Annotated in this window: 16 protein-coding genes; 6 read left to right on the top strand and 10 right to left on the bottom strand. The window is 73.5% G+C overall.

Going from position 1 to position 21,264, the window contains the following annotated elements:
* Positions 1-48: 48 nt before the first annotated feature.
* On the bottom strand, positions 49-1,545 hold the full coding sequence (locus TPA0908_RS14940) for an APC family permease (protein WP_281938271.1): 1,497 nt from the start codon (positions 1,543-1,545) through the stop codon (positions 49-51).
* 294 nt (positions 1,546-1,839) lie between these two features.
* Here TPA0908_RS14940 and TPA0908_RS14945 point away from each other — a divergent pair, with 294 nt between their 5' ends.
* Both TPA0908_RS14945 and TPA0908_RS14950 read left to right on the top strand, forming a co-directional pair.
* Positions 1,840-3,495 (top strand): glycoside hydrolase family 10 protein, encoded by a 1,656-nt coding sequence (locus tag TPA0908_RS14945; RefSeq protein ID WP_281938272.1) that lies wholly within the window; start codon positions 1,840-1,842, stop codon positions 3,493-3,495.
* Between the two features lie 175 nt (positions 3,496-3,670).
* Complete coding sequence (locus TPA0908_RS14950; protein ID WP_281938275.1) at positions 3,671-4,213, top strand: phospholipase; 543 nt, start codon at positions 3,671-3,673, stop codon at positions 4,211-4,213.
* Positions 4,214-4,314: 101 nt separating this feature from the next.
* Here TPA0908_RS14950 and TPA0908_RS14955 read toward each other — a convergent pair whose 3' ends face one another.
* Together TPA0908_RS14955 and TPA0908_RS14960 are read right to left on the bottom strand one after the other, a co-directional pair.
* Positions 4,315-7,125: an ATP-binding protein gene (locus TPA0908_RS14955; protein WP_281938276.1), complete on the bottom strand. Its 2,811-nt coding sequence runs from the start codon at positions 7,123-7,125 to the stop codon at positions 4,315-4,317.
* Between the two features lie 125 nt (positions 7,126-7,250).
* Entirely contained in the window at positions 7,251-7,472 is a 222-nt protein-coding gene (locus TPA0908_RS14960; protein WP_281938278.1) for an FmdB family zinc ribbon protein, read from the bottom strand.
* 56 nt (positions 7,473-7,528) lie between these two features.
* Between TPA0908_RS14960 and TPA0908_RS14965 the strand changes: the two genes are divergently transcribed.
* The 3 genes from TPA0908_RS14965 (at position 7,529) to TPA0908_RS14975 (ending at position 13,346) form a co-directional block, all read left to right on the top strand.
* Positions 7,529-8,890 carry a lytic murein transglycosylase gene (locus TPA0908_RS14965; RefSeq protein WP_281938280.1) on the top strand — a complete coding sequence of 454 codons (1,362 nt, stop codon included), beginning with the start codon at positions 7,529-7,531 and terminating at the stop codon, positions 8,888-8,890.
* Between the two features lie 72 nt (positions 8,891-8,962).
* Complete coding sequence (locus TPA0908_RS14970) at positions 8,963-9,979, top strand: GNAT family N-acetyltransferase (RefSeq protein ID WP_281938615.1); 1,017 nt, start codon at positions 8,963-8,965, stop codon at positions 9,977-9,979.
* A 94-nt stretch (positions 9,980-10,073) separates the two neighbouring features.
* Positions 10,074-13,346: a lamin tail domain-containing protein gene (locus TPA0908_RS14975; protein WP_281938282.1), complete on the top strand. Its 3,273-nt coding sequence runs from the start codon at positions 10,074-10,076 to the stop codon at positions 13,344-13,346.
* A gap of 24 nt (positions 13,347-13,370) precedes the next feature.
* On the opposite strand, the gene TPA0908_RS14980 is transcribed toward TPA0908_RS14975, so the two are convergent.
* Together TPA0908_RS14980 and TPA0908_RS14985 are read right to left on the bottom strand one after the other, a co-directional pair.
* Positions 13,371-14,012 (bottom strand): helix-turn-helix domain-containing protein, encoded by a 642-nt coding sequence (locus tag TPA0908_RS14980; RefSeq protein WP_281938284.1) that lies wholly within the window; start codon positions 14,010-14,012, stop codon positions 13,371-13,373.
* Between the two features lie 540 nt (positions 14,013-14,552).
* A complete protein-coding gene (locus TPA0908_RS14985) occupies positions 14,553-14,894 on the bottom strand; it encodes a MerR family transcriptional regulator (protein ID WP_281938617.1) in 342 nt (113 codons plus the stop codon).
* A gap of 63 nt (positions 14,895-14,957) precedes the next feature.
* Between TPA0908_RS14985 and TPA0908_RS14990 the strand changes: the two genes are divergently transcribed.
* Positions 14,958-15,536: an NADPH-dependent FMN reductase gene (locus TPA0908_RS14990; RefSeq protein ID WP_281938286.1), complete on the top strand. Its 579-nt coding sequence runs from the start codon at positions 14,958-14,960 to the stop codon at positions 15,534-15,536.
* Here TPA0908_RS14990 and hemB read toward each other — a convergent pair.
* From hemB to TPA0908_RS15015, 5 genes are read right to left on the bottom strand one after another with little or no spacing between them, the layout of a single operon-like run.
* A complete protein-coding gene (gene hemB, locus TPA0908_RS14995) occupies positions 15,530-16,513 on the bottom strand; it encodes a porphobilinogen synthase (RefSeq protein WP_281938287.1) in 984 nt (327 codons plus the stop codon). The genes TPA0908_RS14990 and hemB overlap by 7 nt on opposite strands.
* A gap of 14 nt (positions 16,514-16,527) precedes the next feature.
* Positions 16,528-18,108, bottom strand: a complete 1,581-nt coding sequence (locus TPA0908_RS15000) for a bifunctional uroporphyrinogen-III C-methyltransferase/uroporphyrinogen-III synthase (protein ID WP_107162547.1) — start codon at positions 18,106-18,108, stop codon at positions 16,528-16,530.
* Positions 18,105-19,073, bottom strand: coding sequence for a hydroxymethylbilane synthase (hemC, locus tag TPA0908_RS15005; protein ID WP_281938289.1), 969 nt, complete (start codon positions 19,071-19,073; stop codon positions 18,105-18,107). Before hemC ends, TPA0908_RS15000 begins: the two co-directional genes overlap by 4 nt.
* Positions 19,070-20,443, bottom strand: coding sequence for a glutamyl-tRNA reductase (locus TPA0908_RS15010; protein ID WP_281938291.1), 1,374 nt, complete (start codon positions 20,441-20,443; stop codon positions 19,070-19,072). The genes hemC and TPA0908_RS15010 overlap by 4 nt, the downstream gene beginning before the upstream one ends.
* Entirely contained in the window at positions 20,440-21,210 is a 771-nt protein-coding gene (locus TPA0908_RS15015) for a redox-sensing transcriptional repressor Rex (RefSeq protein ID WP_281938293.1), read from the bottom strand. The genes TPA0908_RS15010 and TPA0908_RS15015 overlap by 4 nt, the downstream gene beginning before the upstream one ends.
* Between the last annotated feature and the right edge of the window lie 54 nt (positions 21,211-21,264).

Raw genomic sequence — 21,264 nt, forward strand, 5'->3', positions numbered from 1 at the left:
TCTCAACACCGAGTGTTAAGAGGGGGCCCTTCCTTCAACTGCGACGCGTCAGGGGGTGGGGGCGGGCTCGGGAGTGTCCTCCGCGTGCTCGCGGCGGGCCAACCGGTTCTTGCGGTGCCCGTAGCCGAAGTAGATGATCGCGCCGAGCGCCATCCAGATCAGGAACCGCACCCAGGTCTCCACCGACAGGTTGAGGCTGAGGTAGAGGCAGGCCACCGCCGTGACGATCGGCAGCACCGGCGAGAACGGCACCTTGAACGGCCGCTCCAGGTCGGGGCGCCGCTTGCGCAGGATCGGCACCGCGAGCGCGACCAGCATGAACGCGCAGAGCGCGCCGATGCTGACCAGGTCGGCCAGCGCGGAGAGCGGCAGGAAGCCGGCGAGCAGCGCCACCGCCACCGTCATGATCGCGGCGATCCGGTACGGGGTGCCCCAGCGCGGGTGCACCTTCGCGATCGACGGCGGGATGAGCCCGTCGCGGGCGATGGCGAAGCCGATCCGGCCCATGGCCACCAGGTCGACCAGGATGACGCTGGTCAGGCCCGCGACGGCGGCGATGGAGACGAGCACCGCGGCCCAGCCGGCGCCGACCGCCCGGAACGCGGACGCGATCGGCGCGCCCTCGTCGATCTCGGTGTACTTCACCATGCCGACCACGACCAGCGAGACACCGATGTACAGCGCGGTGGAGATGACAAGCGTGCCGAGCAGACCGAGCGGCAGGTCGCGCTTGGGCTTGCGGGTCTCCTCACCCAGGTTCGCCACGGCCTCGAATCCGGTGTACGCGAAGAACACCACCGCGGCGGCGGTGAGCACCCCGACGAAGCCGAACACGGACGGCTCCAGCCCGAACAGGAGCTGCGTCACCGGCTGCTTGATGCCGTCGTCACCGGCGCCGGCCGGCTCGGCGGACGGGATGAACGGGGTGAGGTTGGCCGCCTTCACGAAGAACAGGCCGGCGATGATGACGAAGGCACAGATCGCCACCTTCACCAGCACCAGCAGGTTGGTGACCCGGGCGGACTCGCGGATGCCGACGATGGCCACCACGCCGAGCACCAGCACGATGCCGATCGCGCCGAGGTTGACGATGCTGCCCTCCTCGGCGAACCAGGCGCTGGGCAGGCCGAACAGGTCGGTGAGATAGCCGGACCAGCCCCGGGCCACCACCGCCGCGCCGAGTGAGAACTCCAGCAGCAGGTCCCAGCCGATGATCCAGGCGACGATCTCGCCCATGGTCGCGTACGCGTAGGTGTAGGCGCTGCCGGCGGTCGGCACGCTGGAGGCCAGCTCGGCGTAGCAGAGCGCGGCGAGCAGCGCGACCAGGCCGGCGATGCCGAAGGAGATCACCACGCCCGGGCCCGCGCTGTTCTTCGCCTCCACGCCGGTCAGCGTGAAGATCCCGGTGCCGATCACGATCCCGATGCCGAAGCCCATCAGGTCGACGGGCCCGAGCCGGCGGCGCAGCCCCGGTTTGCCGTCTTCGCCGTCGGCGTCGCCCTGGGCGATGACGTCCTGGATCGGCTTGGTCCGCAGGACTGACATGGATCACCTCCCCAACGGTGCGACCACCGTGGTCGGCGGTCCGTGACCGGCCAAGCTACCCAGCGGTTCCGGTCCCCAATCCCGTACGTGAGGTGTCGGAATGGTCACGATGCGGCAGCGTGGGCCGGCGCGTCCGGGTGCGTTCCGGCGGGGCCGGCATCGATCCGGTCCAGGGTCTTGCGCCGGATCGGGATTGATGAAAGTTTCCTACTCGTGACGCACGTCGCACGGCGAATCTTGCCGACCGCGGCGGCGCCACCCGTCCCCCCGGACCCGACGAAGGGACCGCACCGCATGAAGGCAACTTCGCTCAGAGCCGCCGCGCTGGCCGTGGCGCTGCTCGGCGCGCTGGTCGCCGGCACCCCGGCGCAGGCCGCGCCGGCCGAGACGACCACTGACTCCACCGACTGCGTCACGAACCCGGCCACCCCCAAGCGGCAGTTCCGGGCCATGTGGATCGCCTCGGTGACGAACATCGACTGGCCCAGCAAGGACTCCTGGACCGCGCCGGACCAGGTCGCCAAGCAGAAGGCCGAATACCTGGGTTGGCTCGACCTGGCCCAGAAGCTCAACCACAACGCCGTCGTGGTCCAGGTCCGTCCGACCGCCGACGCGTTCTGGCCGTCGCCGTACGAGCCGTGGTCGGAATACCTGACCGGGGTACGCGGCAAGAACCCGGGCTGGGACCCGCTGGCCTTCCTGGTCGCCGAGTCGCACAAGCGGAACCTGGAGTTCCACGCCTGGTTCAACCCGTACCGCGTCTCCATGCCGGCCCCCGGTGGCGCCGGAGCCGACCTGTCGCAGCTCGCCCCGGACAGCCCGGCCCGGGCGCACCCGGACTGGGTGTTCGCCTACCCGCCGGCCGGCGTCGCCGGCAGCCGGCTCTACTACAACCCCGGCATCCCGGCGGTCCGCGAGTTCGTCCAGACCGCGATGATGGACGCGGTCAACCGGTACGACGTCGACGGCGTGCACTTCGACGACTACTTCTACCCGTACCCGAGCGGCACCTACCAGGTGCCCGACGACGCCACGTTCGCGCAGTACAACAGGGGCTTCACGGACAAGGCCGACTGGCGACGGGACAACATCAACCTGCTGATGCAGGAGATGAACGCCAAGATCAAGGCGGCCAAGCCGTGGGTGAAGTTCGGGGCCAGCCCGTTCGGGATCTGGCGCAACGCCTCGGCCGACCCGAACGGCTCGGACACCACCGGCTCGCAGTCGTACGACATCATCTCCGCCGACACCCGTAAGTGGATCAAGGAGGAGTGGATCGACTACGTCGTGCCGCAGCTCTACTGGTACATCGGCCAGTACCCGGCCGCCGACTACGCCCGGCTGGTGCCGTGGTGGGCCGAGCAGGTGCGCGGCACCAAGGTCCAGCTCTACATCGGCCAGGCCGACTACAAGAGCGGCGAGCCGGCGTACGGGTCGTTCTGGATGAACCCGCGCGAACTGTCCGACCACCTCACGCTCAACCGGTCGTACCCGGAGGTGCTCGGCAACGTGCACTTCTCCGCGGTGCAGGTCCGGGCCAACCGGCTCGGCGCCACCGACATCTACGCGGCCGAGCACTACTCGCGCCCCGCGCTGGTGCCCACCATGACGCACCTGCCGCACAAGCCGCTGCTGTTCCCGGTGGTCACCCGGGCCCAGCGGGAGGCGGACGGGGTACGGCTGAGCTGGCGGCAGCCCGCCGACGGCAAGGGCCCGCTCGGCACCGCCACCTCGTACGCGATCTACCGGTTCGACGGCCTCGGCCTGGCCGGGCGCTGCGACTTCGCCGACGCGTCCCACCTGGTCGGCACCGTCCGGGCCACCGACGGTGACGTGCAGTCCTGGGTGGACACCACGGCGGTCGCCGGCAAGCGCTACACCTACCACGTGACCGCGCTGGACCGCCTGGCGAACGAGAGCCCGGCCAGCCCGCCGCGCTTCGTCCGCTGACCCGCCGCGAATGCCCCCGGACGCCACGGCGACCCGGGGGCATTCGTCTGTTTAAGCGGATGTCAGCAAGCAGCCTTCCGAGCCATCCCCCGCCGTCACCGCATTGATCGACACTTCTCGAATTCCGGCTGATCCCGGAGCGCCCGTCCCGACGCCCATCCCGCGGAGGTCCCCCGTGTCCCGTCGCCTCGCCACCACGCTCGCCACCGGCGTGATCGCCCTGCTCACCACGCTCGGCCTGGCCTCACCGGCCGTCGCCGCGGTCAGCACCCAGCAGAAGCTGTCGGTGCTGTCCACCTGGACCCAGACCAGCGCCTCCAGCTACAACGCCTGGAACAGCGCCCGGCTCAACCGGGCACCCTGGACCGAGTACGGCTTCGACTGGTCCACCGACTACTGCTCGTCCAGCCCGGACAACCCGCTCGGCTTCACGTTCAACCTCTCCTGCTACCGGCACGACTTCGGCTACCGCAACCACAAGGCCATGGGCATCTTCTCCGCCAACAAGTCCCGCCTGGACAGCGCGTTCTACGAGGACCTGAAGCGGGTCTGCGCCACCTACAACTCGGTGGTCCGGCCCGCCTGCTACAGCCTGGCCTGGACCTACTACCAGGCGGTCAGCGTGTTCGGCTCGGTCGCCGCCGTGCAGCAGGCCGACCTCGACCGGGCCGCGAGGATGAAGGCCGACGCGGAACGCCGAGCCGCCACCCGCAACTGACCCACCCCAGCCGCCCCGTCCCCCGCTTTCCTGGAAAGAGTGGCTGTTCGGGCCCGAACAGCCACTCTTTCCGGGAATCAGCGCGCAGGAGGGGGTGGGGGTCAGCCTGTGGTGCTGCGGGGTTCGGCCGCCGGGCGGGGGGTGGGCGGGCCGAACCAGAGCGAGTCGGCCGACAGGTCCGGATGCTCGATGTGCAGCGCCAGCGCCGCCGCCTCGTCCAACCGCAGGCCCGCCCCCGCGCCGTACGCCGCGTCGAACGCCTCGTCGCCCAGAGTCCGGCGCAGCTCCGCCTGCCGGGCCAACCAGTACGGCTCGTAGATGCCCGGGGTGGCGCGCAGGCTCGCCCGGGTGGCCTGGGCCGCGCCGAAGAGCCGGGCCGCGGCCACCGCGTCCCCGGCCAGCGCGCAGCGCACCGCGATCGCGTTCACCGTGTCGCAGGCCCGACCCAGGTAACCGTGACTCATCCGGGACCGCAACGCCACCAGCAGGTGCTCGTGCGCCGCGACCAGATCACCCCGGGCCAGCGCCACCATGCCGAGCAGCATGTCCACCGAACGGCGGCCCCGCTCCACCGGGCGGGTCGCCTCCACCGGGCGCGCCGCGCCGAGCACCTCGGCCGCGTCGTCCAACGCGCCCCGGCGCCAGAGCAGCTCGGCGAGGTTGTAGACGGCGAGCAGCGCGTCGCCGACCACGTCCTGCGCGTACGCCCAGTCGATCACCTCGCGGCAGATCCGCTCCGCCTCGGCGAACTGGCCCATGTCCACGAGCGGCGCGGCGCGGCCGGCCAGCACCCGCGCCAGCAGGCCCAGGTCACCGGCCTGCCGGGCGGCCGCCTCGGCCCGCTGCGAGTAGCGCAGCTCCTCGGCGAACTCCCCGTCCGCGCCGGCGTGCAGCGAGTGCATGTGGTACGCGGCGGCCAGCTCGGCCTCCGGGATGTCCTCGCCCGTCTCGGCGATCCGGCCGTAGAGCCGGAACAGCCACAGTCGCCCCTCCCGGGCCAGGCCACGCTCCCGCCACCACTGGTCCAGCCCGCCGGCCAGGTGCAGCCCCGACCGGGCGCTGCCACCGGTGGCGCACCAGCGCAACGCGGCCCGCAGCTCCCCGGCCAGCGGGTCCAGCGCGTACAGGGAGAGCGTCACCGGCCGGCCGTCCGGCCCCAGGTGCGCCCGGTCCAGCGCGTGCCGGCACCAGGCGACGTGCCGGTCCCGGGCGCTCTGCTCCTCACCGGTCTCGATCAGCCGGCGGGCCGCGTACGCCCGGATCGGGTCCAGCATCCGGTAGGTGCTGCCCGAGGCGTGCGGCTCGGCCAGCACCATCGACTTGTCGACAAGCACCGACAGCGGGTCCAGCGGATCCTCGTCCAGCAGCCACTGCACCGTCGGCAGGTCCACCGGGCCGGCGAAGACCGCCATCCAGCGCAGCAGCCGGGACGAGCGCGCGCCCAGCGTCCGGTACGACCAGGTCACCGTGGCCTGGATGGTCAGGTGCCGCTCGCTGGCCGACCGCTGCACCGCCCGGGTCGCCGGCGTCGGCGGGGCCGCCCCGGTCGCGGCGGCCACCAGGTCCACGGTGTCCTGCTGGTTGCCGCTCCAACCGGCCTCGACCGGGGGCGGCTCCGCCGACTCGCGGCCGGCGTCCAACGTGCCCAGCATGTCGTCGAGCCGCTCGGCCAACTGCCCGGCCGAGAGCACCCGCAGCCGCGCCGCGGCCAGCTCGATGGCGAGCGGCAACCCGTCCAGCCGGCGTACCACCCGGCGCAGGTCGGCCTGCTCGGTCTCCGCCGCCGGCCGGCCGCCCCGGGCCGCCGCGGTCCGGTCCAGCAGCAGGGCGACCGCGTCGCTCGCGCCGCCGTCGGGCACCTCGTCGACCGACAGCGGCGGGATCCGCCACACCACCTCACCGGGTACGCCGAACGACTCCCGGCTGGTCGCCAGCACCCGCACCCCCCGGCCACCGGCCAGCAGCCGGGAGATCACCTCGGCCGACGCGGCCGGCTGGGCGTCGCAGGTGTCCAGCACCACAAGCATCCGGCGGGGGGCGGCGTACTCGACCAGGGTGTCGACCATCGGCCGGCCCGGCTCCGGGCGGAGGCCGAGCACGGCGGCGATCTCGAACGCGACCAGCCCCGGGTCGGTCACCGCGGCGATGTCGACGAACCAGACGCCGTCCGGGTAGTCCTCGACGATCCCGGAGGCCAGCTCCACGGCCAGCCGGGTCTTGCCCGCGCCGCCCGCGCCGAGCACGGTCACCAGCCGGTACGCCTCGACCAGCCGCCCCAGCTCGGCCCGCTCGAAGTGCCGGCCGACGAACGAGGTGACCTGGGTGGGCAGGTTGTGCGCCGCCGCGTCGGCCGTACGCGGACGCGGGAACCGCCGCTCCAGACCGGGCGCGACGAGCTGGAACAGCCGTTCCCGGTCATCGAACCCGCGCAGCCGGTGCAGGCCGAGATCCAGCAGCGACGCGCCGTCCGGCAGCGGATCCGCGTGTCGGGCGGTGGCCGCCGAGCAGAGCACCTGACCGCCGTGCGCGGCGGCGGCCACCCGCGCCGCCCGGTGCACCTCCGGACTGGCGTACTCACCGTCGCGGGGTTCGGCGTAGCCGGTGTGCAGGCCCATCCGGACCCGGGGGACGGCGTCGGCGTTGGGCCAGTCGTGGCTGGCGAGCGCACGTTGCGCGGTCAGGCAGGCGCGCACGGCGGCGGCCGCGTCCGGGAAGGCGAGGAAGAACGAGTCGCCCTCGGTCAGCAGCTCCGACCCGTCCGTGCCGGCCAGCGTGTCGCGCAGCAGCCGGCGATGCTCCCGCAGCACCGGACGGTAGACCGGGCCGAGCATCCGTGCCATCCGGGTCGAGCCTTCGATGTCGGTGAACACGAAGGTCACCCACCCGCTGGGGAGGTGGATCGGTGGCGACATGCGTCGAACCTCCCCCCGCTGACGTCGGGTTCATGCTGCCCTATGACCGCGCCGTCACGCATCGTGAGAACGGGTAGGCGGATTCCGACCAAAAGTTCCCACCGGCGAAGAACGCCCGACGGGGATCAGCAGCCGCAGGCGCCGCCGCAGCAGCCCCCGCCGGCCGGCGCGGGTGCCCCGCCGGCCGGGCCGGAGCCACCCCGGCCGGTGAACGCCACGGTGGAGAGCAGCTTCACCGTGTCGGCGTGGCCCTGCGGGCAGGTGGCGGGCCGGGCGGCCTCGGCCATCGGGCGGTTGACCTCGAAGGTGTCGCCGCAGGCGCGGCAACGGAATTCGTACCGGGGCATGCGTACAGCGTACGGCCGGGCCTGACGTCGTCGCACGGATGGGTGATACTCAACGGGTGGTGGACGGCGAACGGCGAGCGACGGCCCGGCCCCTGCGACCCGCCGCGCCGCCCGACGGCGGCGCCGGGCCGGTTCCCGGCCCACGGCGCGGCGAGCCCGGCCCACCTGCGAAGCCGGCTCCGCCCGCGGATTCCGCCGCGAAGCCCGCCAGGGCGGCGGAGGCGACGCCCGCGCCCGATGCGACGCCCGCGCCCGAAGTGACGCCCACGCCGGAGGCGACGTCCGCGTCCGGGGCGACGCCCTCGCCCGAGGTGACACCCTCGTCCGGGGCGACGCCCTCGCCCGAGGTGACACCCTCGTCTGGGACGACCTCCACGACCGAGGCGACGTCGGATCCGGTTGTCACGCCGGCAACCGGGCCCGCGTCCACAGCGGAGCCCGGAGTGCCGGCGGCCGGCGGCCGGCGACGGCGGATGCCGTTCGCGCACGCCGGCCCGGTCCGGCCGGGGCAGCTCGCCGCGGGCGCGGTCCGCGCCACCCGGGACTGGTCACGCCGGCCCAGCGGGCGCACCACGTTGCCCGCGCTGTTCCTGCTCGCCCTGGTCGGGGCCGCGGTCGCGGCCGGCGCGGTGCTCGTGCCGGCGGCCGTCCGCAAGCCGGAGCCGGTCGCGGTCGAGGCCACCAGCGCTCCCCCGGTCTACGGCGTGCCGCAGACCGGCGCCGTGCCGGGGCTGACCGGGGCGCCGCCGCCCTCCGGCCCCCCGACCGGCCTGCCCGGCACCGTCGGGCCGACCGGCACGCCGCTGCCGGGCGGGCCTACCGTCAACCCGGTCCTGCCCGGCGGTCGCCCGGCCGACGCGCTGGCCGGTTGGGCGCAGCGGGTCGGCCGCGCCACCGACATCCCGACCGTGGCGCTCCAGGCGTACGGCTACGCCGAGCTGGTGCTGGCGCAGACCCACCGCAGTTGCCAACTGAGCTGGACCACGCTCGCCGCGATCGGCTTCGTGGAGTCCGGGCACGGCTCGGCCAACCAGGCCAAGCTGGGCGCGAACGGGGTGGCCGTGCCGGAGATCCTCGGCGCGCGGCTCGACGGGCAGGGCGGCCGTTCCCGGATCCTCGACACCGACCAGGGCCTGCTCGACGGCGACAAGGAGTTCGACCGGGCGCTCGGCCCGATGCAGTTCATTCCCAGCACCTGGCAGGAGATCGGCGCGGACGCCGACAACGACGGGGTGAAGAACCCGCACGACATCGACGACGCGGCGCTCGCCGCCGGCGAATACCTGTGCAAGGGCGGCCGGAACATGACGATTCCCGGCGACTGGTGGGGCGCCATCCTCTCCTACAACGACGTCCGCCGGTACGCCCAGGACGTCTTCACCAAGGCAGACGAGTACGGGCGGCGCAGCGGTACGTGACGTGACGGCGCGCGTACATTCGCGGACTGAACCCTTCCGTCTAGCTGCGGTTGACGGCAAGCTGTACGGGTGATGGTGCGCGAGTGGGACCCTCGGACCGCGTCGTCCGCCGAGATCGCGTCGCTGCTGGACACGCTGAACGCGGTCCTGGCGGCGGATCTGCCCCAGGATCCGCCCTGGCAGGCGAACTCCCTGCGGGAGTACCTCTCCGAGGTGATGCCCGGCGAGCGGCGGATCTCCTGGGTCGCCCAGGACGACCCGGCGCCGGACGGCACGCCCGGTGCGATCGTCGGGCACGTGCACGTGCTGCTGCTCGGCGGCATCGGCGTGCTGGAGGTGCTGGTGCATCCGACGCTGCGCCGCACCGGGATCGGCCGTGAGCTGGTGCGGGTGGCCGCCCGCCGGGTCTGGGACGAGGGCTTCCAGTCGATCGGCGTGGAGGTGGTCGGCGGCACCCCGGCCGTCGCGTTCTACGAGGCGCTCGGTTTCACCCGGGAGTACGTCGAGACCCGCAGCGTGCTCGACCTGGGCGCGGTGGACTGGCCGGCGCTGACCGAGATGGCCGCCGAGGTGGGCGCGGGCTACCACGTCGAGTTCTGCCCCGGCGGGCCGCCGGACGAGCTGATCGAGCCGTACGCGCGGGCCAAGGCCGAGGTGCGCGACGCCGACGACGGCGAGCTGCGCCCCAGCTCCTACGATCCGGAGCGGCTCCGCGACAGCCTCGCCACGCTGCACCGGCGGGGCATGAAGCCGTACATCGTGCTGGCGCTGCACGAGCAGACCGGAGAGGTGGCCGGGCTGACCGAGGTGGTGGTGCCGGCGCAGCACCCGACCCGGGCCGACCAGTACGACACCATCGTGGTGCGGGACCACCGCGGCTACGGCATCGACCGGGCCATCAAGGCGCGGATGCTGCTGGAGCTGCGTTCGGCCGAGCCCGAGCTGACCGAGGTGCAGACCTGGAACGCGCAGGCCAACGAGTCGATGCTGAAGGTCAACGCGGAGCTGGGCTACCAGCCCGACCGCGACTGGTGCGAGTACGGCGTGGACGTCGCCGAGCTGGTGCACCGGCTGGACCCCCACCGCTGACGCCTGTTCACCAAACGGCTGCCCGGGGGATGGACGCCGGCCCGCCGCGACCCTTAACGTGCGTTAGTTCCCGCCCACCCATCGTGGAGGCTCCATGCGCCCGCGCCGCACCTTAGCCGCGCTCGCGACCACCGCGGCCGTGTCCGTCACGGCCATCGGGATCGCACCCCCCGCGGCCAGCGCCGCGCCCACCGACCTGTTCATCTCCGAATACGTCGAGGGGTCGTCCAACAACAAGGCCGTCGAGCTGTTCAACGGCACCGGCGCGCCGGTCGACCTGGCCGCCGGCGGCTACCAGCTCCAGCTCTTCTTCAACGGCGCCAGCACCTCGACCAACGTGGCGCTGACCGGCACCGTCGCCGCCGGGGACGTGTTCGTCCTCGCCGCCGCGGCGGCCGCGCCGGCGATCCTCGCCCAGGCCGACCAGACGTACGGCGGCGCGCTGTTCAACGGCGACGACGCGATCGTGCTGCGTAAGGGCGAGACGGTGGTCGACTCCATCGGCCAGGTGGGCGTGGACCCGGGCACCGAGTGGGGCAGTGGGCTCACCAGCACCGCCGACAACACGCTGCGCCGGCTGCCCTCGGTGAGCGCCGGCGACACCGACCCGGCCGACCCGTTCGACCCGGCCGCCCAGTGGGCCGGCTATGCCACCGACACGTTCGACGGGCTGGGCAGCCACACCGTCGACGGCGGCGGCCCGGTCGACCGGCCGGCGACGCTGACCTGCGGCGGCGCGCTGACCCTGGAGGCGGGTGCCACCGCCACCCGCGAGGTGACCGCGACCGACGTGGACGACACGATCACCGACCTGGCGGTCACCTCGGTCGTGCCGTCGCCGGCGAGCGGCTCGATCAGCCGTACCGCGTTCACGCCGGCGACCGCGACCGGCGGCACCGCCACCGCCACGCTGACCGCGACCGGCCTGCCGGCCGGCGCCTACACGGTCACCGTGACCTCGACGGACGCCGAGGGCGGCACCGCCACCTGCACGCTCGCGGTGCAGGCGACGAGCGTGCTGTCGGTGGGTGAGGTGCAGGGCCGCACCGCCGACGACGAGAGCGGTCGCACCGACCGGTCGCCGTTCGCGCCGGCCACCGGCAACGGCACCAGCACCACGCTGTACGACGTGCGCGGCGTGATCACCGGCAAGTCGCTGACCCGCGCCTCGGCCGGGGCCGACCAGTGGGGGTTCTACCTCCAGAGCCGGCTCGGCAGCGAGGACGGCGACCCGCTCACCTCGGACGGCATCTTCGTCTTCATGGGCTCGTTCACCACGCTGATCGGCGGCTACGCCCCGACGGTCGGTGACGAGGTGGTGCTGCGCGGCCGGGTCTCCGAATACTTCAACCAGACCCAGCTCTCCGGCGCCTCGCTGGTCCGCAAGCTCGACTCCGGGCTCGACGTGGACACCGCGGTCCGGGTGGTCGACGCGGTCCCGCCGGCCGAGGCGGACGCCGCCGACCTGTTCTGGGAGCGGCACGAGGGCGAGCGGGTGCGGGTCCGCGCCGGCAGCGGCGTCTCCGCGCCCCGGCACATCTACTCCTCCACCGCGGACTCCGAGATCTACGTGCTGGACCGCGAGGACCCGATCATGAAGCGGTCCGACCCGTACGCCCGTCGGGTGTTCCGGGACGCGCACCCGCTTGACGACATCCCGGGCACGCTCTTCGACAACGGCAACAACCAGCGCGTCCTGCTGGGCGCCGGCGGCGTGAAGGCGACCGCCGGTGACTCCGGCGCGCTGCTGCCCGAGGCGCGCACGTTCGACACGCTGACCGAGGACGCCTTCGGCTCCGTCTCGTACGCGTTCAGCAAGTACAGCGTGCAGCCCGAGCAGCTCACGCTGACCGGTGGCGCGGACCCGGCGGAGAACAACCCGCCGCGGCCGGCGGACCGCAACGGCGAGGTCGCGGTCGCCACCTACAACGTGGAGAACCTGTACGACTACCGGGACGACCCGTTCGACGGCTGCGACTTCGCCGGCAACAGCGGATGCCCCGGGGTCAGCCCGCCGTTCGACTACGTGCCGGCCAGCCCCGAGGCGTACGCCGCCAAGCTCGCCACGCAGGCCCGGCAGATCGTCGACTCGCTGCACAGCCCGGACCTGATCCTGGTGCAGGAGGCCGAGGACCAGGACATCTGCTCGGTGGTCGACGGCAGCCTGGCCTGCGGTGACACCAACAACGCCGACGGCGCGCCGGACACCGTGCAGGAGCTGGCGCTGGCCGTGGCGGCAGCGGGCGGCCCGGCCTACGCCGCCGCGTACGACCGGACCGGTGCGGACGCCCGGGGCATCGCCTCGGCATTCCTCTACCGCACGGATCGGCTGACGCTGGCCCAGGCGACCGCCACCGACCCGCTGCTGGGTTCCGCGCCGACCGTGCAGTACCGTTCGGCGGCGCTGCCGTCCAACGCGGACGTGCAGAACCCGAAGGCGTTCAACGCGGTGCTGCCGGACGACGTGGACCGGTCGACCGGGGTGGACGGCAGCAATGTCTACACTCGCGCGGCGCAGCTCGCCCGGTTCACCGTGCGGGCCGCGCCCGGCTCGGGCGAGCGCTTCACGCTCTGGGCGGTCGCCAACCACTTCTCGTCCGGGCCGGACAGCCGGGTCGGGCAGCGCCGCGAGCAGGCCGCGTACGGGGCCGCGCTGGTGCGGGCCGTCGAGGCGACCGACCCGGACGCCCGGGTGGTCTACGGCGGCGACCTGAACGTCTTCCCGCGCCCGGACGACCCGATCGCGACCGGGCAGAACCCGACCCCGTCGGACCAGCTCGCCCCGCTCTACCAGGCCGGCCTGCACAACCTCTGGGACGATCTGGTCGCGGACGCCCCGGCGGCGGCGTACTCGTACACGTTCAGCGGGCAGGCGCAGACGCTCGACAACATGTTCGTCAACGACCCGATGCACGACGACCTGGTGCAGGTGCGGACGGCGCACATCAACGCCGACTACCCCACCGAGGCCGCGGACCTGGGCGACCGGGGCGCCAGCGACCACGACCCGACGGTGGCCCGGTTCCGCTCCCGCGCCGCGCTGCGGGTGGCCGACACGTCGGTGACCGAGGGCGACAAGGGCACCACCACGATGACGTTCACCGTCACCGTGTCCCGTCCGCTCTCCGAGCCGGCGCTGCTCTGCGCGGCCACCTACGGCACCACGGCCCAGGCCGGTGCGGACTACGACCCGTACGTCGGCTGCCGGGTGCTGGCCGCCGGCCGCACCTCGCTCGCCTTCCCGGTCACCGTGCGCGGCGACCGCAAGCGCGAGGCGAATGAGCAGCTCACGCTGTACGTGGCCGGCGTGCCGGGGCTCCGGCTCACCGACCCGTCCGGCGTCGGGACCATCCTGAACGACGACTGAGCGGAGTTTCCGCGCGGCGGCCCGTCATCCGGCTCTCCAGCCGGGCGGCGGGCCGCCGCGGTGTCCGCGCCGCTGCGGGTCGGGCGGGGGCGGCACGTTCCGGTACTTGGCCACCCGCACCTCCCACTGACTGCGGCGTCGCAACGCGTCCCGGACGGCGCGGTCCCGGTAGAACGTCTCCGGGGGCCGGGCCAGCCCGTACCGGTCGGCCCACCACTCCCCCGGCTCCGGGTCGGTGACCACGTCGAGGTGGGACGGGTAACGCCGCTCCGCACCGTCGCGCAGGTCGGCCCGGTCCCGCATCGGCTTGAGCACCGTGCCGGCCTCGTCGACGACGACCAGCCGGAAGCCGGCGACGCCGAGGACGCGCGACAACATGGCGACGCTGGGCACGAGCGTGCCGGCCTCGATCCGCCCGACGGTGGTCGGGTGTACCCGGGCGAACCGGGCCAGCTCACGCTGGCTGGCGTCGGCGCGACGGCGAACCGCGCGAACGATTCCCGCCGCCGGGAACGGGACGTCGAACGGCTCGGTGAGTAGCGCCGGCGGGCCTTCCTCGGACGCGTGGCCGGGCTCCGGCGCGTGGCCTTCGGCGGGCACCATGGCTGCTTCCTCCGCGCCGGGCGTGGTGGCCATCTCGGGTGGGCCGTCGCCGGTTTCTGTCACCCCGCCACGTTCGCGCCTCCTCGGGATCCCGGCAACCCCCGCCCTTCCCGCTGTGGAAAACCCGCCAACCGGCGTTGACAGCCGCTTCGCAGCCTCGATGAGTTACGCACCGGACAAACACGGGGAGTAAAAATAACGGTGAGTTACGGCGAATGCTTGAGCCATCAAACTTCCGGAGCAGTTAAGTGACCAAAGCGGACGAAATTCCGCCACTTGTCGCCGGTCGGGGATAGAGCTGCCATCGCCTTTGCTCTGCAACCATGGAGGCACCAGTCACAGAGAGTGTCCGATGCCTCATTGGCTGCAGAGCAAAGGCGACGCGAAGGAATGGCATACGACGGCGGTATATCTACGCTGCGTAATCGAGGAGCTCTCGAACATCCCCTGGGAACAGCGAGCGGAGTGGACACCGCATCCGGCATGGCCAGCACGCAGGCGGCCTGGCACCCGAGCCGGATCGGGTGCGAGGCGCGGGGTAGGGCCGCGCAGGGCGGGAGCGGGGGCGGGGGCGGGGGCGGGGGCGGGAGGGAATGCAGCAGCTCACAGGTCGCAGAGCCGGCGGCCGGAGCGGATGTCGTCGAGCGCGGCGTGCAGCTCGGCGATGCGCCGCTCGGCCTCGGCGGTGAGCCCGTCGTGCAGCCGCTGCCAGTCGGCGAGGTCCGGCTCGGGCGGCAGCGCCGCGAGCAGGTCCCGGATCTCACCGACGCTGAGGCCGATCCGCTGCGCCACCCGGGCCACCCGCACCCGGCACGCGGCATCGGGACCGAACCGGCGCTGGTTGCCGCTGGTCCGGCTGGCCGCGATCAGGCCCTGCCGCTCGTAGAAACGGATCGCGGAACCACTGGCCCCGGACTCCCGCGCCACCTCGCCCACCGTCAGCATGCCCACGGCACTCCCCCGGAACGGCTTGACTTCAACATTTGTTCAAGTCTTAGCGTCCCCCGCATGACGACGCAAGAACTGCCGCTCACCCTTGCCGTGCTCGTCGCCAGCGTCCGCCGGCCCCGGATGGGTCGGTTGATCGCCGACTGGTTCGTCGACCACGCCGACCGTCGCGGCGGCTTCCGGACCGACCTGATCGATCTCGCCGAGGTGCCGCTCCCGCTGGCTGACACGCCGCCCGGCGGCAACCCGGCCAGCCCGATCGCCGGTCGCCTCGATGCCGCCGACGCCTTCGTCGTGGTCACGCCGGAGTACAACCACAGCTTCCCGGCGGCCCTGAAGAACGCCATCGACTGGCATCACCGGGAGTGGGTGGCCAAGCCGGTCGGGTTCGTCTCCTACGGCGCCGGCTCGGGCGGGATCCGCGCGGTCGAGCAGCTCCGGCTGGTCTTCGCCGAACTGCACGCCACCACCACCCGCACCGGCGTGGTGCTCACCGCACCGTGGGACCGCCTCGACCAGCAGGGCCGACTCGTCGACGACGGCCCGCTGGCACGGGCCGCCGCCGCGACGCTCGACGAGGTGGGCTGGTGGGGCGAGGCGCTGCGCGCCGCCCGCAGGAAGCGACCGTACGGTCAGTAGCGCTCGCGGAGCAGCTGGGCCGCCTCGACCGCCCAGTAGGTGAGGATGATCTGCGCGCCGGCCCGGCGGATCGAGGTGAGCGTCTCCAGCATCGTCCGCTCCCGGTCGATCCAGCCGTTGGCGGCGGCGGCCTCGACCATGGCGTACTCCCCGGAGACCTGGTAGGCGGCGACCGGGACGTCCACCGCGGCGCGGACCGCCGACACCACGTCGAGGTAGGGCAACGCCGGCTTGACCATCACCATGTCGGCGCCCTCGGCGACGTCCAGTTCGACCTCGCGCAGCGACTCCCGCAGGTTCGCCGGGTCCTGCTGGTAGGTGCACCGGTCGCCGTCCAGCGCCGACTCCACCGCGTCCCGGAACGGGCCGAAGAAGGCGGAGGCGTACTTCGCGGCGTACGCGAGCACCGAGACGTCCTGGTGCCCGGCGGCGTCCAGGGCCCGGCGGACCGCGCCGACCTGCCCGTCCATCATCCCGGACGGCCCGACCACGTGGACCCCGGCGTCGGCCTGGGCGACCGCCATCTCGGCGTACGCGGCCAGCGTGGCGTCGTTGTCCACGCCGCCGTCCGGGGTGAGCAGGCCGCAGTGCCCGTGCGAGGTGAACTCGTCCAGGCAGAGGTCGCCCATCACCACCGTCGAGTCACCGACCTCGGCGATCACGTCCCGGATGGCCACGTTGAGGATGCCGTCCGGGTCGAGGCCGCCGGAGCCGGTCTCGTCCCGCGTCGCCGGCACCCCGAACAGCATGATCCCGCCGACCCCGGCCTGGACCGCCTCGACCGCCGCCTTGCGCAGCGAGTCCCGGGAGTGCTGGAGCACCCCCGGCAGCGACGCGACGGCCCGTGGCTCGGTCAGCCCCTCCTTGACGAACATCGGCACGACCAGCTCGGCCGGGGCGACGCGGGTCTCGGCGACCAGCCGCCGCACGGCCGCGTTGCGGCGCAGCCGGCGGGGCCGGATCTCGGGGTACGGCATGGGGGTGCCTCCTGTCAGCGGAACCTCAGGGCGGTCGGGCCCTGCACCTTCGAGCCGCGGCGCTGCTTCGCCGGCATGGCGGCGAGCTTCTCGCGCAGCTCGACGGCGTAGGCGGCGAGCGCCTCCACCAGGTCGGGCACCGAGGCGTGCGGCGGCTGCACGTCGACCCGCAGGCCGAACTCCGTCGCGGTCTCCGCCGTCTTGGGCCCGATGACAGCAACAACGGTACGGGCGTGCGGCTTCCCGGCGATGCCGACCAGGTTCCGGACGGTCGAGGACGAGGTGAAGAGCACCGCGTCGAACCCGCCCGACTTGATCGCGTCGCGGATCTCGGCCGGCGGCGGCGCGGCGCGCACGGTGCGGTACGCGGTCACGTCGTCGACCTCCCAGCCGCGCTCGGTGAGCCCGGCCGCGAGCGTCTCGGTGGCGATGTCGGCGCGCGGCAGCAGTACCCGGCCGACCGGGTCGAGGATCTCGTCGTGCGGCGAGAACTCGGCCAGCAGGCCCTCGGAGGACTGCTCGCCGGCGGGGACCAGCTCCGGCTGGATGCCGAACGCGCGCACCGCGTCGGCGGTCGCCTCGCCGATGCAGGCGATCTTGACACCGCCGAAGTGCCGGGCGTCCAGCCCGTGCTCGCCGAACTTCTCCCAGACCGCCCGGACCGCGTTCACCGAGGTGAAGATCACCCAGGCGTACCGGCCGTCGACCAGGCCCTTGACCGCCCGCTCCATCTGGGCCGGGGTACGCGGCGGCTCGACCGCGATGGTCGGCACCTCACACGGGATCGCCCCGTACGCGCGCAGCCGCGCGCTCATCGCGCCGGCCTGCTCCTTGGTGCGGGGCACCAGCACCTTCCAGCCGTACAGCGGGCGGTTCTCCCACCAGCTCAGCTTGTCGCGGTCGGCGACGCCCGCGCCGACGGTGAGCACGACGCGGCCGGTGAAGCCGAGCGCCGCCGCGACGAACGAGTCCACGGTCGACGTGGTGGTGTACTGCGTCTCGCCGGTGCCGTCGCCGGTCACCCCGACCCCGGTGGCGCCGTCGACGCCGGCGGCCAGCAGTCCGTCCCGGACGGCGGCCAGGTCACCGGCGTCCACGGCCAGCGCCAGCGAACCCCGGCCCACCGCCGTGGCGAGCGCGTCGAAGTCCAGCGTGTTGACGTCCTCGACGTCGGCGGCGGTGCGCACGCCGGGCAGCGGCACACCCGCGTACGTGGCGACGCCCTCGGCCTGGCCGACGCCGGGCACCACCTCGAAGTGCGCGGCGGTGCGCGCCACCGCCTGCACCTCCTTGACCACCGAGTCGTGGCCGAACGGGTCGCCGGCCACCAGGTGCACGGCGTTCTGGCCGGAACGGGCCGCGGAGATCAGCACCTTCGCCACGTCCCCCGGCACGCCCTCGGCGGGGCTGAACTCGGCGTCGGGCCGGGCCTGGGCGCGGACGTGGGTCAGCAGCGACTCGGGGACTCCCCGGTCGTACACCACGTGGTCGGCCTCGACCAGGGCGTCGAGCGCCCGGCGGGTCAGCAGGCCCGGGTCGCCGGGGCCGGCCCCGACGAAAGCGATCCGGCCTACGGGCTTACGGGTGCGGGTCATTCTGTGCTCCCAAGTTGCTGGGTCCCCGGGCCGGCGTGTCCTTCTTGGCCGAGGATCGAGTCGGCGCCGAGTTCGAGGAGTTCGGCGGCGAGTGCCTTGCCGATCTCCGCCGCGTCGGCGGGCGTTCCGGTGCGGGACAGTCGGAGGTCACGGGAACCGTCCGGGCTGATCACCGCACCGCGCAGGTAGATCTCCTCACCGGTCTCACCCTCGGCGAGTTCGCCGTAGGCGGCCACCGGTGCGCTGCACCCGGCCTCCAGGGTGGCCAGCAGTGCCCGTTCCGCGGTGACCGCGGCGCGGGACGGTGCGTGGTCGAGCCGCGCGAGCAGCTCGACCAGGTCGTGGTCGTCGGCCCGGCACTCGACGGCCAGCGCGCCCTGGGCGGGCGCGGGCAGCATGAGCATCGGGTCGAGCGTCTCGGTGATGACGTCGGCGCGGCCGATCCGGGTGAGCCCGGCCCGGGCCAGCACGACGGCGTCGAGGTCGGCGTCCGGGCCGAGCACCCGGCCGAGCCGGGTGTCGATGTTGCCCCGGATCGGGGTGACCTCGAACTGCATGCCCAGCGCGTGCAACTGGGCGATCCGGCGCAGCGCGCCGGTGCCGATCAGCGCGCCGGGCGGCAGCTCGGCGAGCGTCCGGCCGCCGGTGGCGACCAACGCGTCCCGCGGGTCCTGCCGGGGCGGCACGGCCGCGATGTGCAGGCCGGGCGCCGCCGCGGTGGGCAGGTCCTTGTACGAGTGGACGGCGAAGTCGATCTCGCCGGCGGTCAGCGCGTCCCGCAGCGCGGAGACGAAGACGCCGACGCCGAGCCGCTGCACCGGGGCGGTGGAGCGGTCCCCGGCGGTCACCACCTCGACCAGCTCGACCGGGCGGCCGGTGGCCGCGGTGAGGGCCTCGGCGACGTGGCCGGACTGGGCCAGCGCCAGGACGCTGCCCCGGGTGCCGAGGCGCAGGGGGGCGGTCATCGCGCACCTCCGGTGGGCGGGACGTCGGCCGCGTCGAAGGACGGCCGGCCGTCGGTGTCGGTGGCGACCACGTCGGGGACGGTGTCGACCGGGGACGTCTGTGGCACCTCCAGGTCGAACAGCTCGCGCAGCAGGGCCGCGTACTGGTCGCCGCCGGGCTCGGCGGCGAGCTGGCGGACCCGTACGGTCGGCTGGTGCAGCAGTCGCTGCACGACCCGGTGCACGGTGCGGGCCACCTCGGCACGCTGGTCGTCGCTGAGGTCGGGGCGGCGCTGGCCGAGCCGGCGCAGCTCGGCGGTGACCACGTCGTCGGCGCGCCCGCGCAGCGCGGCCACGGTGGGTGCCACGTCGGCGCCGCGCAGCCAGGTCAGGAACGCCTCGACCTCACCGGCGACGATGCGGGCCACCTCGGCGGCGTCGGCGGCGGCCGGCCCGTCGGCGAGGACGGCGGCCATCCGGTCGATGTCGATCACCTCGACGCCGGACAGCTCGGCGACGCCGGCCTCGACGTCGCGCGGGACGGCCAGGTCGAGCAGGACCAGCGGGCCCCGGTCGGCGTCGCGGCGGGCCAGCGCCCGGGTCACCACGTCGTGGGTGAGCACCGGCTCGGCGGCGGCGGTGGCGGCGACCACGATGTCCACCGTGGAGAGCGCGTCGACCAGTTCGGCCATCGGCACGGCGGTGGCGCCGTACGACTCGGCGAGCCGGACCGCGCGGGCGGCCCCCCGGTTGGTGACGGTGAGCGGGCCGGCACCCAGCCGGGACAACGTGGCCACGCTCAGCGAACCCATCGCCCCGGCGCCGACCACCATGGCGGGTCGGCCGGTCAGGTCGCTGTCGAGCAGGCCGGCGGCGAGGTCGAGCGCGGCGGTGACCACGCTCTGCCCGGCCCGGTCGATGTTGGTCTCGGCGTGGGCCCGCTTGCCGACCCGCAGCGCCTGCTGCATCAGCTCGTGCAGCAGCCGGCCGGCGGAGTCGGCGCCGCCGGCGAAGTGGTAGGCGTCGCGGAGCTGACCGAGGATCTGCGCCTCGCCGACCACCATGGAGTCCAGCCCGGCGGCGACCCGGAAGACGTGGTCCACTGCGGCGGCGTCGTAGTGCACGTACAGGTGCGGCGCGAGCGCCGCCGGCGGGCAGCCGGCCTGCTCGGCCAGGACCGCGCAGATGTCGCCGAGCCCACCGTGGAAGCCGGCGACGGCGGCGTAGACCTCCACCCGGTTGCAGGTGGAGACCAGCACTGCCTCGGCGACGTACGGCTGGGCGACCAGCCGGTCCAGCGTGCGGGTGAGATCCGCGGGTGGGACGGCCAGTTGCTCCAGGACGGCGACCGGGGCGGTGCGGTAGGACGCGCCGACGACGAGCAGTTTCACGTGCCGATCGCCTCCTGGGTGTCGGTGGTCGCGAGCCCGCCGGGCAGGGCGGTGAGCGCGGACCCGCCGGTGGCGGGCAGCGCGGTCAGCGACGCCTTGCGGTGCTCGTGGAAGGACAGGATCTGCAGCTCGATCGCGAGGTCGACCTTGCGCACGTCGACCCCTTCCGGGACCGAGAGTACGCACGGTGCGAAGTTGAGGATGCTCGTCACGCCGACGGCGACCAGCTCGTCGGCGACCGCCTGGGCGGCCGGTGCCGGGGTGGCGATCACGCCGATCGAGATGGTCTCCTCGGCGACCACCCGGGACAGCTCGTCGACGTGCCGGACGACCAGCCCGTTTATCCGCTCGCCGACGCGGGACGGGTCGGCGTCGAGCAGCGCGGCGATCCGGAAGCCGCGGCTGGCGAAGCCGTCGTAGCCGGCCAGGGCGTGACCGAGATTACCCACGCCGACCAGCGCGACGGCCCGGCACTGGGTGAGCCCGAGCACCGACTCGATCTGGTCGATCAGCAGCGCGACGTCGTAGCCGACGCCCCGGGTGCCGTACGAGCCGAGGTGCGACAGGTCCTTGCGGAGCTTGGCGGAGTTGACGCCGACGGCGCTGGCCAGGCCCTCGCTGGACACGGTCTCGTGGCCGGATTCGGCGAGCGCGTGCAGCGCACGCAGGTATTCCGGGAGCCGGGACACGGTCGCCTCGGGCAGGTCCGGAAGCGCCGGTACGGCACCGGTGCGGCCGGGCGCGCCAGGGGGACGGTGCTGACTCATGAGACTCCGTGCGGTGCGATCCTCGACCGGCGACGGGGGCCGGCCGTTTCGGGA

The sequence above is a fragment of the Micromonospora sp. AKA38 genome (assembly GCF_027925725.1).
Taxonomy (GTDB): domain Bacteria; phylum Actinomycetota; class Actinomycetes; order Mycobacteriales; family Micromonosporaceae; genus Micromonospora.